At 60.3% G+C, this 15,867-nt stretch carries 15 protein-coding genes; 6 read left to right on the forward strand and 9 right to left on the reverse strand.

Going from position 1 to position 15,867, the window contains the following annotated elements:
• Window positions 1-68: 68 nt before the first annotated feature.
• The 3 genes from QVG21_RS00180 to QVG21_RS00190 are packed head-to-tail and all read right to left on the reverse strand — an operon-like array spanning window position 69 to window position 2,394.
• A complete protein-coding gene (locus tag QVG21_RS00180; RefSeq protein WP_287920906.1) occupies window positions 69-566 on the reverse strand; it encodes a metallophosphoesterase family protein in 498 nt (165 codons plus the stop codon).
• Window positions 567-571: 5 nt separating this feature from the next.
• Window positions 572-1,096 carry a putative outer membrane beta-barrel protein gene (locus tag QVG21_RS00185; RefSeq protein ID WP_251214348.1) on the reverse strand — a complete coding sequence of 175 codons (525 nt, stop codon included), beginning with the start codon at window positions 1,094-1,096 and terminating at the stop codon, window positions 572-574.
• A gap of 23 nt (window positions 1,097-1,119) precedes the next feature.
• Window positions 1,120-2,394 (reverse strand): replication-associated recombination protein A, encoded by a 1,275-nt coding sequence (locus tag QVG21_RS00190; protein WP_287920909.1) that lies wholly within the window; start codon window positions 2,392-2,394, stop codon window positions 1,120-1,122.
• Window positions 2,395-2,672: 278 nt separating this feature from the next.
• On the opposite strand from QVG21_RS00190, the gene QVG21_RS00195 reads away from it, so the two are divergent.
• Together QVG21_RS00195 and QVG21_RS00200 are read left to right on the forward strand one after the other, a co-directional pair.
• The gene (locus QVG21_RS00195; protein WP_287920912.1) at window positions 2,673-2,948 is read left to right on the forward strand and encodes a CD225/dispanin family protein; all 276 of its coding nucleotides are present in this window, start codon (window positions 2,673-2,675) and stop codon (window positions 2,946-2,948) included.
• A 17-nt stretch (window positions 2,949-2,965) separates the two neighbouring features.
• Complete coding sequence (locus tag QVG21_RS00200) at window positions 2,966-3,343, forward strand: DUF2752 domain-containing protein (RefSeq protein ID WP_287920914.1); 378 nt, start codon at window positions 2,966-2,968, stop codon at window positions 3,341-3,343.
• On the opposite strand, the gene QVG21_RS00205 is transcribed toward QVG21_RS00200, so the two are convergent.
• The 5 genes from QVG21_RS00205 to cysS form a co-directional block, all read right to left on the reverse strand.
• Entirely contained in the window at window positions 3,340-4,305 is a 966-nt protein-coding gene (locus tag QVG21_RS00205) for a type I phosphomannose isomerase catalytic subunit (RefSeq protein ID WP_287920917.1), read from the reverse strand. The two genes, QVG21_RS00200 and QVG21_RS00205, sit on opposite strands and share 4 nt — an antisense overlap.
• A 20-nt stretch (window positions 4,306-4,325) precedes the next feature.
• Window positions 4,326-5,438, reverse strand: a complete 1,113-nt coding sequence (gene prfB, locus QVG21_RS00210; RefSeq protein WP_251214353.1) for a peptide chain release factor 2 — start codon at window positions 5,436-5,438, stop codon at window positions 4,326-4,328.
• Window positions 5,435-6,076, reverse strand: a complete 642-nt coding sequence (locus tag QVG21_RS00215) for a cytidylate kinase-like family protein (protein ID WP_287920921.1) — start codon at window positions 6,074-6,076, stop codon at window positions 5,435-5,437. The genes prfB and QVG21_RS00215 overlap by 4 nt, the downstream gene beginning before the upstream one ends.
• Before the next feature lies 1 nt (window position 6,077).
• Entirely contained in the window at window positions 6,078-7,472 is a 1,395-nt protein-coding gene (locus QVG21_RS00220) for an MATE family efflux transporter (protein ID WP_287920924.1), read from the reverse strand.
• 134 nt (window positions 7,473-7,606) lie between these two features.
• Entirely contained in the window at window positions 7,607-9,082 is a 1,476-nt protein-coding gene (gene cysS / locus QVG21_RS00225; protein WP_287920927.1) for a cysteine--tRNA ligase, read from the reverse strand.
• Window positions 9,083-9,301: 219 nt separating this feature from the next.
• Here cysS and QVG21_RS00230 point away from each other — a divergent pair, with 219 nt between their 5' ends.
• The 4 genes from QVG21_RS00230 to def all read left to right on the forward strand — a co-directional run bounded on the left by QVG21_RS00230 (window position 9,302) and on the right by def (window position 15,174).
• Window positions 9,302-12,520 carry a glycosyltransferase family 117 protein gene (locus QVG21_RS00230; RefSeq protein WP_287920930.1) on the forward strand — a complete coding sequence of 1,073 codons (3,219 nt, stop codon included), beginning with the start codon at window positions 9,302-9,304 and terminating at the stop codon, window positions 12,518-12,520.
• Window positions 12,521-12,674: 154 nt separating this feature from the next.
• A complete protein-coding gene (locus tag QVG21_RS00235; protein ID WP_287920932.1) occupies window positions 12,675-14,219 on the forward strand; it encodes a glycine--tRNA ligase in 1,545 nt (514 codons plus the stop codon).
• A complete protein-coding gene (gene ruvX, locus QVG21_RS00240) occupies window positions 14,219-14,632 on the forward strand; it encodes a Holliday junction resolvase RuvX (RefSeq protein WP_287920934.1) in 414 nt (137 codons plus the stop codon). Before QVG21_RS00235 ends, ruvX begins: the two co-directional genes overlap by 1 nt.
• Entirely contained in the window at window positions 14,629-15,174 is a 546-nt protein-coding gene (gene def, locus QVG21_RS00245; RefSeq protein WP_287920937.1) for a peptide deformylase, read from the forward strand. Before ruvX ends, def begins: the two co-directional genes overlap by 4 nt.
• Before the next feature lie 80 nt (window positions 15,175-15,254).
• Here def and QVG21_RS00250 read toward each other — a convergent pair whose 3' ends face one another.
• A complete protein-coding gene (locus tag QVG21_RS00250; protein ID WP_287920940.1) occupies window positions 15,255-15,722 on the reverse strand; it encodes an outer membrane beta-barrel protein in 468 nt (155 codons plus the stop codon).
• Between the last annotated feature and the right edge of the window lie 145 nt (window positions 15,723-15,867).

Below are 15,867 nucleotides of genomic sequence, written 5' to 3' on the forward strand. Positions count from 1 at the left end.
GCAGGGCGTATCTGCCCGGGCGTTGGCCAATCATTATCATTTGTGAGTGTTTTTTTGCGGATGAATTCTCAGCTGCGGCGGGGCCATTCGCCGACCTCCATGTCGCGCATGTCGGCCCCGTCGACGGTGAGCCGGACGGCGGTGCGGACGCGGTGGAACCCGAACTCTCCGGCGGCACCGGGATTGACGGCGAGCAGCTGATAGACCGGGTCGTACATGACTTTGAGGATGTGCGAATGGCCTGCGATGAAGAGCTTGGGCCGCACGGTCTGGATGCGGGCGACGGCGCGGGGGTCGTAGTGACGCGGATAGCCGCCTATATGGGTCATCAGCACCTCCACCTCCTCGCAGCGGAAAGCGGCGAAATCGGGATAGACGCGGCGGGTCAGCCCGCCGTCTATATTGCCCGACACGGCGCGCAGGGGTTTGAATGCGGCGATTTCGTCGGCCAGCGCGAGCGACCCGATGTCGCCCGCATGCCAGATTTCGTCGACGTCGCGCAGGAATTCCCGCAGTTTGTCGTCGAACGTGCCGTGGGTGTCGGAGATGATGCCGATGCGTTTCATCCGGGTCAGAACGTGTAGTAGAAGCCGAACTTGAGGTCGGACGACGAGAATTTCAGTCCGAAACCGTCTCCCCAGCCGCCGTTGTAGAATTCATTGCAGTAGCCTAAGAATCCTGCATGGGCCAAGAATCTGAAACGGTCGTTGATTCTTATGCTCAGTCCGGGCTGGAATCCTATCCGGAATCCGGTCATGTCTCCGCAAGCTACGCTCAGCCCTCCATCGAGAAAAAGCGTCAGTCGCCCGGTGGTGTAGTATTTCCAACGCGCATAAGGTGCAAGTTCAAATACTATGACATCATCCAGACCTGCGAAACCTACGGAGGCGCCTACGGCCCATCGGCTATTGAAGTCGTAGCCTGCTTCAGGTGCTATGGCATAAGTGTTTTCTCCGGCGTCGTACCAATAACCGATTTGCCCGCCGACCCACCAGCCTTTGTCTTTGGGGGCAGGGGCGGGTTTTTCCTGTGCGGAGACGGTTCCGGCGGCCAGCAGCATGGCTGCGGCGAGCGATAGGGCAAGAAGTTTCTTCATGGTCGTTAAGTTTTGAGGTTCGGTTATTTGTATTTGTCTTTCCAGAGCTGCGCCATGCGTTCGGCGATTTTGGCTTCGGCGGCGTTCTGCGGGTCGGGTTCGTAGAATTTCGTGCCCGAAAGTCCCTCGGGCAGGAATTCCAGTTCGGCGAAATGGCCCTCGAAATCGTGGGCGTATTTGTAGCCCCTGCCGTAGCCTGCGCCGCTCATCAGTTTGGTGGAAGCGTTGCGCAGGTGGAGCGGTACGGGGCGGTTGGTCGTGTCGTGTTCGACCTGCGCAAGGGCCTTGTTGATAGCCATGTAGGCCGAATTGCTCTTGGGCGAGGTCGCTAAGTAGATGGTCGTTTCAGCCAGCGTGATGCGGGCTTCGGGCATTCCGATTTTGTGCACCGTGTCGAAGCAGGCGTTGGCCAGCAGCAGGGCGTTGGGGTTGGCCAGCCCGATGTCCTCCGACGCCAGAATGACCAGCCGCCGGGCGATGAAACGCGGTTCTTCGCCCCCGGCCAGCATCCGCGCGAGGTAGTAGATGGCGGCGTTGGGGTCGCTCCCGCGCACCGATTTGATGAAGGCTGAAATGACGTCGTAGTGCTGTTCGCCGTTCTTGTCGTAGAGAGCGATGTTCTGCTGGAGACAATCGGTGACGTATTGGTCCGTGATGGTTACCTCGCCGTCGGTGGCTCCTACTACGATGTCGAGGATGTTGAGCAGTTTGCGGGCATCGCCGCCCGAGAACCGGAACAGGGCTGCGGTTTCCTTGACTTCGATTTTGCGTTCCTTGAGTTCGGTGTCGGTTTGGAGCGCCCGGTCGAGGAGCGTTTGCAGATCCTTGTCTTCCAGCGATTTCAGAATGTAGACCTGGCAGCGACTCAGCAGCGGCGAGATAACCTCGAACGAGGGGTTTTCGGTTGTGGCGCCGATAAGGGTGACTACGCCTTGTTCAACGGCGCCCAGTAGCGAATCCTGCTGCGATTTGTTGAAGCGGTGGATTTCGTCGATGAAAAGAAACGGTGGCTTGCGGTCGAAAAACTGTTGTTTGCGGGCCGATTCGATGACCTCGCGTACTTCCTTCACCCCCGACGTCACAGCCGAAAGGGTGAAGAACGGCCGTTCCAGTTGTGTCGCGACGATTTTGGCAAGGGTGGTCTTTCCTACGCCCGGCGGGCCCCACAGGATGAACGACGGTACGTTGCCCGTCTCGAAGAATTTGCGGAATACGCCGTTCTTGCCCACAAGGTGTTCCTGCCCGATATATTCTTCGATGGTGCGGGGTCGCAGGCGTTCGGCTAAGGGTGCGGACATGGTTGGGGGCGGTTGATTCTTTTTACAAAGGTAGTGCAAGGCGAGAGGAAAAGCAAACGAAGTTTGCATTTTCCCGAGCCGCCGCCTACCTAAACCAAGCGCAGCGCAGGTAAAGTGCAAGGCGAGCGCAATGCCAAATTTATTTGAGCATTGCCGAGCCGTAGCCTGCCTAAACTGCCCCCCCCCGTTTTCTGTAAAGATAGCGCAGGCCGATGCAGTACCAAATGAATTTTGTGTTATCTTTGTTGGCAGAATCCGAATTCAAAAATCGCAATATCATGGAAACAAACATGCAGAAACCGGATAACAATCTGGTGTGGGCCATTTTGGCTACCGTTTTGTGCTGCCTGCCGTTCGGCATCGTGGCTATCATCAAGTCTACGCAGGTCGACAGCTTTTGGGCCGCCGGACGATACGACGAGGCCGTGCAGGCGGCCGCCGACGCCCGCAAATGGTGCTGGGTCAGCGTCATCGTCTCGGTTGTGGTTGTCGTGCTTTATTTTCTGCTGATTGCCGGCGTAGCCGGGTTGGCGGTGGTAGGCAGTCAGTTGTAGCCGTTCCCGTGTCCGGTTTGCGTCATTCCGGTCCGTTCAGCAAATGGGCGGTCGTAGGGCTCCTTGCAGGGCTTGCGGCCGCCTATTACTTCGTCGACCCGGCAGGTTCGGTCTGGATGCCCAAGTGTCCGTTCCGGTTGCTCACCGGGTTGGATTGTCCGGCATGCGGTACTCAGCGGGCGTTCCATGCCGTGCTGCACGGGCGTTGGGCCGAGGCCTGGGGCTGCAACCCTTTTCTCGTGGTCTCCCTGCCGTATCTTTGTCTCGTCGCCTATACGACTTTCCGCCCGCCCGGGCAGGGGTGGCTGCGTTTCGTCCAGCACCCTTACGTCGTCCGGACGTATGTCGTTTTGATTGTCCTTTGGTGGATTTTCCGGAATTTCTTTTTTAGTTAGTCGATCCTGCTGGTCAACAATTTGATGCTGCTTTGGGGACTGACGGACAGCGACTTGGCCGAAGCAGGCACGAGAACGGTTTCGCCCTGGCGGAGGGGCATGGCGGAGCCTTGGTCGTCGGTGAGCGTACCGGAGCCCTCGATGCACATGACCACGAGGAACGAATCGGTCGCCGCGAGGTCGATTTCGCAGGGGCGGGTCAGGTCGTAGAGCGTCGTGGTGAAGTAGGGGCAGGCGACCAGTTCGACGGGTCGGTCCTTGACCGCTTCGTAGCGCGTGCGGTAGTCGGCCTCCACCGAGTAGTCTATCGCTCCTTTGGCCTGTTCGGTGTGCAGTTCGCGCAGATTGCCGTTCGCATCGCGGCGGTTGAAGTCGTAGATGCGGTAGGTGATGTTGGAGGTCTGCTGGATTTCGGCGATGAACGACCCCGCGCCGATGGAGTGGATGCGGCCCGCCGGGAGGAAAAAGACGTCGCCGGGGTGTACTTCGTGGTCGGTCAGCAGGTCGGTGATGGTGTCGTCGGCCACGCTCTTTTCGTATTCGGCCGGGGTTACCTGGCGCGTGAATCCCGAGCGCAGGTGCGCCCCTTCGTCGGCCGCCACCACATACCACATTTCGGTCTTGCCTTTCGAGCGGTGGCGTTCCCATGCCAGCCGGTCGTCGGGGTGTACCTGGATCGAGAGGTCCTCGCGTGCGTCGATGAACTTGATAAGCAGCGGGAATTCGGTGCCGAAGCGTTCGTAGTTGCGGTTTCCCAGCAGTCGTTCCTTGTCGCGTGCGAGCAGTTCGGTCAGCGTCTTTCCGGCGTCCGGACCTTCGGCCACCACCGAGACGTCGCCTTCGACGCCCGAGAGTTCCCAGCTTTCGCCGATTTGCTTGCGGTCGGTGGCAATCTGTTTGTAGGTGGCGATTTTTTCGCCGCCCCAGAGGGGCGATTTGAGGATGGGGATGAATTTATACATGGTCGTTTGGTGTTTGCAGGTTAGGCCTGTGCCCCGAATTCCATCAGGTAGGCTTTGATGAAGGCGTCCAGTTCGCCGTCCATGACCGCTTCCACGGCCGAGGTCTGGCAGCCCGTGCGGTGGTCTTTCACCCGGCGGTCGTCGAAGACGTAGGAGCGGATTTGCGAGCCCCATTCGATTTTCTTCTTCGAGGCTTCGAGCGCCTGCTGGGTGGCCATGCGTTTGTCGAGTTCGCGTTGGTAGAGTTTCGAGCGCAGGATGCGCATGGCGTTTTCGCGGTTCATCAGCTGCGAGCGGGTCTCCATGTTTTCGATGAGGAATTCCACCGGTTCGCCCGTGTCGGGGTCCTTGCCGTGGTAGCGCAGGCGCACGGCCGTCTCAACTTTGTTGACGTTCTGCCCGCCCGCGCCCGACGAGCGGAACGTGTCCCATTCGATGTCGGAGGGGTTGACCGTGATTTCGATGGTGTCGTCCACGGCCGGCGACACGAAGACCGACGCAAAGGTCGTCTGCCGTTTGTTGTTGGCGTTGAACGGCGACAGCCGCACCATGCGGTGCACGCCGTTTTCGCTCTTCAGATAGCCGTAGGCGTATTCGCCCTCGAATTCGAGCGTGCACGACTTGACGCCCACTTCGTCGCCCGCCTGATAGTCGAGTACCTTGACCTTGTAGCCGTGGGCTTCGCCCCAGCGGGTGTACATGCGCAGGAGCATCGACGCCCAGTCGAGCGCTTCGGTGCCGCCCGCCCCGGCGTTGATGTCGAGAATGGCGCCCAGCTTGTCTTCATCGCGGCGCAGCATGTTGCGCATTTCGAGCTGTTCGATGCGTTCCAGGGTCCGGGCGTAGTGTTCGTCGAGTTCCGCTTCGCTCACCACCCCCTCTTTCACGAAGTCGGGCATCAGTTCGAGGTCTTCGACATCCTTGCGCACCGCGTCGTAGTCTTCGACCCACGCCTTGATGGCGGCTACCTTGCGCAGTTGTTCGCGCGCCGCGGCCGGGTCGTTCCAGAAGTCGGGTTCCTGGGTCTTCTCTTCTTCGTTGCGCAGGTCGATGCGTTTCTGTTCGATGTCCAGGCAGCGTTCCAGCACCTCCCGGCGGGTCCCGAGTTCCTTTATCTGTTCGGCAAGTATCATAAGTCCGTTTTCAAGTCGAGTTTCCGGGCCGCGAACCGCAGTATCAGTTCCGCCGTTGCTTCGATGCCCAGCACCGAGGTGTTGGCGCACAGGTCGTAGGTGGCGGCCGCACCCCATGTGCGCATGCTGTAATAGTTGTAGTAGTCGGCCCGGCGCGCATCGCCGTGGGCCATCGTCTGGCGTGCTTCGGCTTCGGTGCAGCCCGTGCGGCCGCAGATGCGGGCCACTCGGTCGGGGTCGTCGGCCGTGAGGAAGATGTTCAGCGAGCGCGGATGGTCGCGCAGGATGTAGTCGGCGCAGCGTCCTACGAAGATGGCCGGTTCGCGCGCCGCCACTTCGCGGATGACGTCGCTCTGTATCTTGAACAGCGCATCGCCCGACAGCACGTTGGCCGTGGTGTCGCCGTCGCCCGCGAAAGGTGCCCGCAGGTAGCCCAGCAGGGTGGCCAGCCGGTTGTGCGATTGCTTTTCGTCGGCCTGCTCGAAGATCTCGGGACAAAGGCCGCTCTCCTGCGCCGCCAGGTTGATGAGTTCCTTGTCGTAGAGTTTCACTCCTAAGCGGCGGGCCAGCGCTTCGCCGACCGATTTGCCGCCGCTGCCGATTTGCCGGCCGATATTGATTGCGAACGGTTGTTCCATCTTACTCTGCGTTTTGAGGTTGTGCCATCATCGCCCGGAACTTGCGCAGCTGGGCCGTCAGCATGAAGAACGTGACCACGGCGGCCAGCAGGTCCGAGAGCGGCATGGCGCACCAGACGCCCCAGCTCCCGTTCCACGGGGTCGCCGCGTCGAAGAATCCGGGCAGCAGCAGCAGGCCCGGCACCAAGAACAGCAGTTGGCGCGACAGCGACAGGAAGACCGCCTTGCCCGCCATGCCGATGCTTTGGAAAAAGTTGGTCGCGACCATCTGGAACCCGATGATGGGGAAGAACGCGAATACGAGCCGCATTCCCGTGGCCGAAAGGCGGATCAGTTCTTCGTCGGTCGTGAACAGCGAGGCGGCCGCTCCCGGCGCCAGTTCGGCGATAAGAAATCCCGTGGTCGTGATGCACGTGGCGCCCATGATCGTCAGCCGCAGTACGCGCAGCACCCGTTCGTATTGGCGTGCGCCGAAGTTGTAGCCCGCGATGGGCTGCATGCCTTGGTTGACGCCCATGACAATCATCACGAAGAAGAATCCCAGGCGGTTGACGATGCCGTAGGCGCCTATCATCAGGTCGCCGCCGTAGCGTTGCAGCCCTTTGTTTATAAGGATGACGATGAAGCACGCCGCGAGGTTCATCAGAAACGGCGACATGCCGATGGCCATGATGTCGCGCACGATGCGTTTCTTGAGCCGGTAGATGCCGCGGCTGAAATGGAGCAGTTCGCGTTTGTCCGAAAGGATGCGGAACTGCCATGCGAGCGACACGACCTGCGCCAGCACCGTGGCGATGGCGGCTCCGCGGATGCCCCAGCCGAAGCCGTAGATGAAAAGCGCATCGAGCACCGTGTTGATGATGACGGTGTTGATGGTCGCATACATGGATTGCTGGGGGTGGCCCGAGGCACGGAGCACGGCGTTGAGCCCTAAGTACATGTGGGTCACCACATTGCCCAGCAGGATGATGGTCATGTATTCGTGGGCGTAGCCTACCGTCGCTTCGCTGCCGCCGAAGAAGTAGAGAATCGGGTCGAGGAATGCCAGCACCACGGCGGCGAACGCCACACCGATGATGGCGTTGAGCACCACCACGTTGCCCAGCACACGCCGGGCCGTGTCGTAGTCGCGTTGTCCTAAGCGCATCGAAATCAGCGTCGCCGCGCCCACGCCCACCAGCGAGCCGAACGCCGCGGCGAGGTTCATCAGCGGGAACGTCAGCGCCAGCCCCGAAATGGCCAGCGGCCCTACCATCTGGCCGATGAAGATGCTGTCGACCATGTTGTAGAGCGACGACGCGGTCATCGCTATGACCGCCGGAACGGCGTATTGCAGCAGCAGTTTGCGGATGCGTTCCGTGCCTAATTCCGCAGCTGCCGACTTGAGTTCTGTCAATTTTCGATAATTAAGAATTAAAAATGAAAAATTAAAAATGATTTTTGATTCCTTTTGTCTGCGAACTTTTCGGCGGCAACGGCGATTTTTAATTTTTCATTCTTCATTTTTAATTTGGAATAATCGGGCCCCGTTTATTCCAGTTCCCAGTCGCTGCCGTCCTTGCGGTCCTTGACACGGATTCCCGCTGCGGCAAGTCCGTCGCGGATGCGGTCCGAGGCGGCCCAGTCCTTGGCGGCCCGGGCTTGCAGGCGTTCGGCCAGCAGCATCTCGACCAGCGGCGTCACATAGTCGCGGCCCGCGGCCGTTCCGGCGGCTTTTTCGTCTTTCAGCCCCAGGATGTCGAAAGCGTATCGGCGAACCGTCGCCGTCAGCGTCTCCAGGTCGGGTGCCGTTATCGTCTGCGCGCCGTCGGCCAGTTGGTTGATGATCCGTACCCAGTCGAACAGGGCCGAGATGACCATCGGCGAGTTCAGATCGTCGTCCATCGCCGCGCGGCAGCGTTTTTCCAGTTCCGACGGGTCGACCGTCGAGGTCGCCGCAGGTTTGATTCTGGCCAGCGCTTCGATGCCTTTCATCAGGCGGTCCAGCCCCTTTTCGGCGGCTTGCAGCGCTTCGTTCGAGAAGTCGAGCGTCGAGCGGTAGTGGGCTTGCAGCACGAAGAAGCGGATCGTCATCGGCGAATAGGCCTGCGCCAGCAGTTTGTGATTGCCCGTGAAGAGTTCTTCCAGCGTGATGAAGTTGCCCAGCGACTTGCCCATCTTCTGCCCGTTGATGGTAATCATGTTGTTGTGTACCCAATAGCGTGCCGAATCGTGGCCCAGGGCGGCCGTCGACTGGGCGATTTCGCATTCGTGGTGGGGGAACATCAGGTCCATGCCGCCGCCGTGGATGTCGAAGCGTTCGCCTAAGTAGCGGGTCGACATGGCCGAGCATTCCATGTGCCAGCCCGGGAATCCGTCGCTCCAGGGCGAGGGCCAGCGCATGATGTGTTCGGGCGAGGCCTTTTTCCACAGCGCGAAGTCGTAGGAGTGGCGCTTGTCGCTCTGGCCGTCCAGTTCGCGCGTGTTCGCCACGATGTCGTCCAGGTTGCGGCCCGACAGGCGGCCATAGTTGTGCTTGGCGTTGTATTTCTCCACGTCGAAGTAGACCGAGCCGTTCGATACGTAGGCGAAACCCTCGTCGAGGATGCGCTGTACGAAAGCTATCTGTTCGATGATATGGCCCGATGCGTGGGGTTCGATGGAGGGCGTTTCCACGTTGAGCGCTTCCATCGCCCGGTGGTAGCGTTCGGTGTAGTAGTGGGCCACTTCCATCGGTTCGAGCTGTTCCAGACGCGCTTTCTTGGCGATTTTGTCTTCGCCCTCGTCGGCGTCGTGTTCCAGGTGGCCGACGTCCGTGATGTTGCGCACGTAGCGGACTTTGTAGCCTGCCGCTTTCAGATAGCGGAATAGCAGGTCGAATGTCACGGCCGGGCGGGCATGGCCCAGGTGGGGGTCGCCGTAGACCGTGGGGCCGCACACATACATGCCCGCACGCCCCGGTACCAGCGGCTCGAATTCCTCCTTGCGCCGCGTGAGCGTATTGTAAAGCGTCAGTTTCGATTCCATCGTCGGAGATATTTTAGGCAAAATTAGCAATTTTCCGCCAATCTGAAAAATTTCGGCGGCCGGCTTCCGTTCGTATGTGCGGTCGGGTCTGCGGCATGCGGCTTTTCCCGCTTCGGCATGGTCCGTTCGGGCCGGGCTGCGCACTCGGCCTGCCGAAGGCCTTGCTATTCTCCGTTAATTGATTACTTTTGCAAGTCGGAAACATATTCTTCTCTTTCAATGAATCTTTTCAAACGTTGGAACAACCTCGTCGGCTGGGCGGTCTTCGCCGTCGCGGCCGTCGTCTACCTGCTGACCATGGAGCCCGTGTCGAGCCTGTGGGACTGCTCGGAGTTCATCGCCACTTCCTACAAGCTCGAGGTCGGCCACCCGCCCGGAGCTCCGCTGTTCATGATGCTCGCACGGCTGGCTACGCTTTTCGCGTTCGGCAATCCCGAGTACGTCGGCATGGCCGTCAACGCCATGAATTCCATCGCCAGCGCCTTCTGCATCCTTTTCCTTTTCTGGACCATCACCCACCTCGCCCGCAGGCTCGTCACGCGCGACGGCCGCGAGCTTTCGGCCGCCAACGTTTGGGCCGTGCTCGGCGCCGGAGCCGTCGGGGCGCTGGCCTACACCTTTACCGACACTTTCTGGTTTTCGGCCATCGAGGGCGAGGTCTACGCCCTCTCGTCCATGTTCACCGCGCTGGTCGTGTGGCTCATGCTCAAGTGGGAGGAGGAGGCCGACCAGCCTCACGCTTCGCGCTGGATCGTGCTGATTGCCTATCTGATGGGCCTTTCCATCGGCGTGCACATCCTCAACCTGCTGACCATCCCCGCGCTGGTCTTCATCTATTACTTCCGTACTACGCCGAGCGTCACCTGGCGCGGCCTGGTCGGCGCCACCTTGATAGCCGGGGCCATTCTGTTGGTCATCAACGGCATCATCATCCCCTATACGGTCTACGTCGGGGCCATGTTCGACCTCTTTTTCGTCAACACGTTCGGCCTGCCCGTCAATTCGGGCATGGTCTTCTTCGCGCTGGCGCTTATCGGCGGTCTGGGCTGGGCTTCATGGGCGACCCACAAGCGCGGCAAGGTGCTTTGGAACGTCGTCTTGCTTTCCACGACCATGATCCTCGTCGGGTTCTCGTCCTACGCGTCGGTCTCCATCCGCGCCGCCGCCAATCCGCCGATGAATTCCAACAAGCCCGACAACCCGCACGCGCTGCTTTCGGTGCTCAACCGCGACCAGTACGGCGACCGTCCGCTGCTCTACGGGGCTTATTATTCGGCGCCGCCTGCCGACTACAAGGAGAAGCACGTCTATTACCTCGACGAGGATGGCAAGTACAAGCCCGCCAGCATCATCACGGGCTACACCCATGCGCCCGAGTTCATGCACCTTTTCCCCCGCATGTGGAACCGTTCCAAGGGCGAAAAGGACTACAAGCAGTGGGCCGCCTACCGCACCAAGACCGACTACGTGCGCGACGACAGCGGCGAGCTTGTGCGCGATGCGCAGGGGCGGCCGCTCCGCCAGGAGGTCGTCGACTTCGGCCGCAAGCGCACGTTCGACGACGGTTACGGCTTGCAGACCATCGTCGAGCCCACGTTCGGCGAGAACCTCAGCTATTTCTTCAACTACCAGCTCTCCTACATGTACTGGCGTTATTTCCTCTGGAATTTCGTCGGGCGGCAGAGCGACATCCAGCCCTCGGCTTCCACCATCACCGACGGCAACTGGCTTTCGGGCATCCGTTTCATCGACGAGGCGTTCCTCGGGCCGCAGGACAACCTGCCGCGCGAGATTGCCGGGAACCGGGGCCGCAACACTTATTATTTCCTGCCGTTCATCCTCGGGCTGATAGGGCTCGTCTACCAGCTCAACCGCGACCAGCGCAATTTCTCGATTGTCATGTGGCTCTTCATCATGACGGGCATCGCATTGGTCGTCTACTTCAATTCGGCGCCCTCCGAGCCGCGCGAGCGCGACTACGTTTACGCCGGGTCGTTCTACGCGTTCTGCATCTGGATAGGCTTCGGCGTGTTGGCCGTGCGCGACTTCGTGGCATGGCTCACCAAGCGCAACAACGTCGCCGCCGCTGCCGTCGCTACGGCGGTCTGCATGGGCGTGCCGACGATTCTTGCTGCGCAGAACTGGGACGACCACGACCGTTCGGGCCGCTACATGGCCCGCGACATCGGCTGGAACTACCTCATGTCGACCCTGCCGAATTCCATCATCCTCAACTACGGCGACAACGACACCTTCCCCCTGTGGAACAACCAGGAGGTCTACGGCGTGCGGCCCGACGTGCGGATCATGAATACTTCGTACCTCGGCGGCGAGTGGTACATCGACGAGATGAAGACCCGGGCCAACGACGCGGCAGGCGTGCCGTTCTCGCTGCCCAAAAGCAAGTACACCTACAACAACGACTGGATTCCCGTCAACAACCGCATCGACCGCGCGGTGGAAATCGGGCAGGTCATCGACTTCATCCGCAGCGACGACCCGCGCACCAAAATCGCCCTCGAAGACGGTACGCAGACCGACTATATCCCCACCAAGCGCATTGCGCTCCCGGTCAACAAGGAGAATGCCCTCGCTGCGGGCATCGTCGCCGAGAAGGACCGCGACCTGATGGTCGACACCGTCTATATCAACCTGCGCAAGAGTGCGCTGGACAAGAGCCAGCTGATGATTCTCGACATGCTGGCCAATTTCGACTGGAAGCGGCCCATCTACATGACGCAGATCTACATCTTCCAGGACCTCGGCCTGCTCGACTACCTCCAGTTCGACGGTTACGCCTACCGTTTCGTGCCGATTCTCACTCCGGTGGATAATCCGTGGGAAATCGGCCGCGTCGACGTCGACTATGCCGTGCCGCTGTTGCGCGACACGTTCCGCTACGGCAATCTGGCCGACCCCGACGTCTACGTCGATTATTTCCTCCAGTACAATCTTTCGGCCTCGCATGCCCGCGACGCTTTCGCCCGGGTGGCCAAGGAGCTGCTGCGGCAGGAGCGGCCCGAAGAGGCCGTCGAATTGCTCGACCTGGGGCTTGAGCGGCTGCCGACTTCGCAGATACGTTTCACCGACACCAACACCTATCCGTTCCTGGAGGCTTACTACGCTGCCGGAGCGATGGGCGTCGAGGGAGCTGTCGAGAAAGGCGACGCCCTGCTGGAGGAGTACGCGCAGACCCTCATCGAGTATATCGAGTATTACCTGCGTTTCGAGGGCGTGCAGGGCGACATGGTTTCGTCCATCGTCGACGACAAGCTCGAAGAGCTGGGCGACCTCTATTACTTAGCGTCCTATGCCGGGCGCCGCGACATCATCGCTCAGCTGAATGCCTACTACCGCACGCTGGGCGTCTCCGAGGATAGCCTGGTCGACGTCGGCGACAAGCCCCGGCAGGCCGATTCCGTGCAGATAGGCAGCTAAAACGTTTTAGCACTTCTGAAAACGCACCGGACGGAATCCGGTGCGTTTTTCGTTCCCGCCCGCCGCCGCAAGAAAAGTCCGGCGGTTATAGGCGACTATTGCTTTTTATTTTGTATTTTTGCAGGCTGGAAAATCAAAAAACGCACACAATACGATGACGCAGGAAGAACTCTTCAAAAAGTTGGTCGCCCATTGCAAGGAGTACGGTTTCGTATTCCCGTCGAGCGAGATTTACGACGGGCTGGGCGCCGTCTACGACTACGGCCAGAACGGCGTGGAGCTCAAGAACAACATCAAGCGCTACTGGTGGGACTCGATGGTCAAGCTCCACGAGAACATCGTGGGCATCGACGCCGCGATCTTCATGCACCCCAAAACGTGGGAGGCTTCGGGCCACGTGGGCGCCTTCAACGACCCGCTGATCGACAACAAGGACTCGAAGAAGCGCTACCGCGCCGACGTGCTCGTCGAGGAGTGGATCGCCAAGCAGGACGAGAAGATCGAGAAGGAGGTTGAGAAGGCCCGCAAGCGCTTCGGCGAGCAGTTCGACGAGGCCAAGTACCGCGAGACGTCGCCCCGCGTCGCCGAGACGCTCGCCCGCCGCAACGAGATCCACGCCCGCTTCGCCGAGGCGCTCAACGCCAACGACCTGGCCGAACTGCGCCAGATCATCCTCGACTGCGAGATCGCGTGCCCCATCTCGGGCACGCGCAACTGGACCGAGGTGCGCCAGTTCAACCTCATGTTCTCCACGCAGATGGGCTCGACGGCCGACGGCGCCTCGACGATCTACCTGCGTCCCGAGACGGCGCAGGGCATCTTCGTCAACTTCCTCAACGTGCAGAAGACCGGCCGCATGAAGCTGCCGTTCGGTATCGCGCAGATCGGCAAGGCCTTCCGCAACGAGATCGTGGCCCGTCAGTTCATCTTCCGCATGCGCGAGTTCGAGCAGATGGAGATGCAGTTCTTCGTGCGTCCCGGCACCGAAATGGAGTGGTGGAACGAGTGGAAGAACACCCGTATGGCCTGGCACCGCGCCCTCGGTTTCGGCGACGACAACTACCGTTTCCACGACCACGACAAGCTGGCCCACTACGCCAACGCCGCTACCGACGTCGAGTACAATTTCCCGTTCGGCTTCAAGGAGGTCGAGGGCATCCATTCGCGTACCGATTTCGACTTGGGCAACCACCAGAAGTTCTCGGGCAAGAAAATCCAGTACTTCGACCCCGAGACGGGCGAAAGCTACGTGCCCTATGTCGTCGAGACGTCGATCGGCGTCGACCGCATGTTCCTGCAGGTCATGTCGGCGGCCTATACCGAGGAGCAGCTCGACGGCGGCGATTCGCGTGTGGTGCTGCGCCTGCCCGCGGCACTGGCTCCCGTCAAGGCGGCCATCCTGCCGCTCGTCAAGAAGGACGGCATGCCCGAAATCGCGCAGAAAATCGTCGATGAACTCAAATACGATTTCAACGTCGTTTACGACGAGAAGGATTCGGTCGGCAAGCGTTATCGCCGGCAGGATGCCATCGGTACGCCGTTCTGCATCACCGTCGACGGTCAGACCGCCGAGGACGGCACCGTGACGGTCCGCCACCGCGATTCGATGCAGCAGGAGCGTGTCCGTATCGACGCCCTCCACGCGATGGTCGAGGAGGAGTGTTCGTACCGCAAGCTCTTCAAGAAGCAGAACCTTTAGTGTCCCGTATTCTTGCCATAGACTACGGCACCAAGCGCACGGGCATTGCCGTGAGCGATTCCCTGCGGCTCATCGCCGGGGGGCTCGTGACTGTCGAAACCCGCCAGCTCGAAAGGTGGCTCGCAGACTATTTTGCCCGCGAGAACGTTGGTACGATAGTTTTGGGTAAGCCCGCCCGGATGGACGGCACGCCCTCCGAGACGTGGCGGTTTATCGAGCCGCTCGCCGCCCGGCTGCGGCAGGCATGGCCCGACAAGGAGGTGGTCTTCCACGACGAGCGGTTCACTTCGGTGCTGGCCCACCGCGCGGTGCTCGAAAGCGGCATCGGCAAGATGGCCCGCCGCGACAAGGCGTTGGTCGACAAGATTTCCGCCACGATTATTTTACAAAGTTACATGGATTCCCGCAAATGATTTATCCGATTGTCATCTATGGCGACGACGTGCTCCGCAAGGCCTGCGAGCCCGTTCCGGCCGATTATCCCGATTTGAAGAAGCTCATCGGCGACATGTTCGCGACCCTCGGCGAGGCCGGCGGGGTGGGGCTCGCCGCTCCGCAGATAGGCAAGAGCCTGCAGCTTTTCATCGTCGACTGCACCCCGTGGGCCGAGGACGATGCGTCGTGCGCCGATTTCAAGCGGGCGTTCGTCAATGCCGAAATCTACGCCTATTCCGACCAGACCAAGACCTACAACGAGGGTTGCCTGTCGTTTCCCGGGCTCTATGCCGACGTGCCGCGGGCGTTGTCGGTTCGCGTGCGTTACCTGGACGAGGATTTGAAGCCCCACGACGAGGAGTTCACGGGTTACAAGGCGTGGGTCATCCAGCACGAATTCGATCATACGCAGGGGCGGGTCTTCGTCGACCGCGTCGCTCCCTTGCGCCGCAACCTCCTCAAAGGCAAGTTGCTCAACCTCGCCAAAGGCAAGTTCCGCTGCGACTACAAAACGCGGTAGGCGATTTTCCGGCACAGCAAAAGCGGCTCCCCGAAAGGAGCCGCTTTCCGTTTATGCCGTTTATGCCGGCAGGTCCGGCATCAGAACTTGTAGGTCGCGCCCAAGCTGATGATGATGGGATTTTTCCAGTTCTTGTGGGTCTGAATCATCCACTTGAATCCGGCCGTGAGGTCCCAGTTGCGGGCTATCGAGAAGTCGGTGCCCGCACCCACGTTGATGCCGCACGACCAGTCGCCGATGTCGTTGGCGCTCAGACCCAGCTGCGGATAGAGTTTCCAGAAGCGGGCCGGGTGGAAGATGTATTGCATGTCGGCGCTGATGTCCACCGAGCAGTGTTTCTTGCAGAGGAACGTCACGGCGGGCTGTATGCGCCATACGTCCGAAATCGAGTAGCGGCTCACGGCGCCCACGCCGAAGATGGCTCCGTCGCCCCCCGTGTTGGTATAGACCCCGATCTGCGGACCGAGGGCCCATTTGCCTTTGTCCTGCGCCGAAGCGGCTCCCGCCATGCAGAGTGCGGCGACGACCGTAAGAAGAATCTTTTTCATTTGCGGTTATTTTAATTTGACAAAAAATGTGCGTCTTCTCTGTTTGCCTGCCAAATATATGGAAAAATCCCGGCGCGGCAAATTCTTTTCAACGAAGTGGCCAGTTTTGACAACGAATGGATTACGCAACACTCGTGCCGTCCTG

The organism is Alistipes sp. UBA6068, from assembly GCF_949428155.1.
Classification (GTDB): domain Bacteria; phylum Bacteroidota; class Bacteroidia; order Bacteroidales; family Rikenellaceae; genus Alistipes; species Alistipes muris.

What these genes read in the sequence shown, in the direction of transcription:
- cysS (WP_287920927.1), bottom strand. Translation starts at nt 9,082, where the DNA reads ATGGAATCGAAACTGACGCTTTACAATACGCTCACGCGGCGCAAGGAG.
- prfB (WP_251214353.1), bottom strand. Translation starts at nt 5,438, where the DNA reads ATGATACTTGCCGAACAGATAAAGGAACTCGGGACCCGCCGGGAGGTG.
- QVG21_RS00235 (WP_287920932.1), top strand. Translation starts at nt 12,675, where the DNA reads ATGACGCAGGAAGAACTCTTCAAAAAGTTGGTCGCCCATTGCAAGGAG.
- QVG21_RS00205 (WP_287920917.1), bottom strand. Translation starts at nt 4,305, where the DNA reads ATGTATAAATTCATCCCCATCCTCAAATCGCCCCTCTGGGGCGGCGAA.
- QVG21_RS00180 (WP_287920906.1), bottom strand. Translation starts at nt 566, where the DNA reads ATGAAACGCATCGGCATCATCTCCGACACCCACGGCACGTTCGACGAC.
- QVG21_RS00195 (WP_287920912.1), top strand. Translation starts at nt 2,673, where the DNA reads ATGGAAACAAACATGCAGAAACCGGATAACAATCTGGTGTGGGCCATT.
- def (WP_287920937.1), top strand. Translation starts at nt 14,629, where the DNA reads ATGATTTATCCGATTGTCATCTATGGCGACGACGTGCTCCGCAAGGCC.
- QVG21_RS00190 (WP_287920909.1), bottom strand. Translation starts at nt 2,394, where the DNA reads ATGTCCGCACCCTTAGCCGAACGCCTGCGACCCCGCACCATCGAAGAA.
- QVG21_RS00250 (WP_287920940.1), bottom strand. Translation starts at nt 15,722, where the DNA reads ATGAAAAAGATTCTTCTTACGGTCGTCGCCGCACTCTGCATGGCGGGA.
- QVG21_RS00215 (WP_287920921.1), bottom strand. Translation starts at nt 6,076, where the DNA reads ATGGAACAACCGTTCGCAATCAATATCGGCCGGCAAATCGGCAGCGGC.
- QVG21_RS00185 (WP_251214348.1), bottom strand. Translation starts at nt 1,096, where the DNA reads ATGAAGAAACTTCTTGCCCTATCGCTCGCCGCAGCCATGCTGCTGGCC.
- QVG21_RS00230 (WP_287920930.1), top strand. Translation starts at nt 9,302, where the DNA reads ATGAATCTTTTCAAACGTTGGAACAACCTCGTCGGCTGGGCGGTCTTC.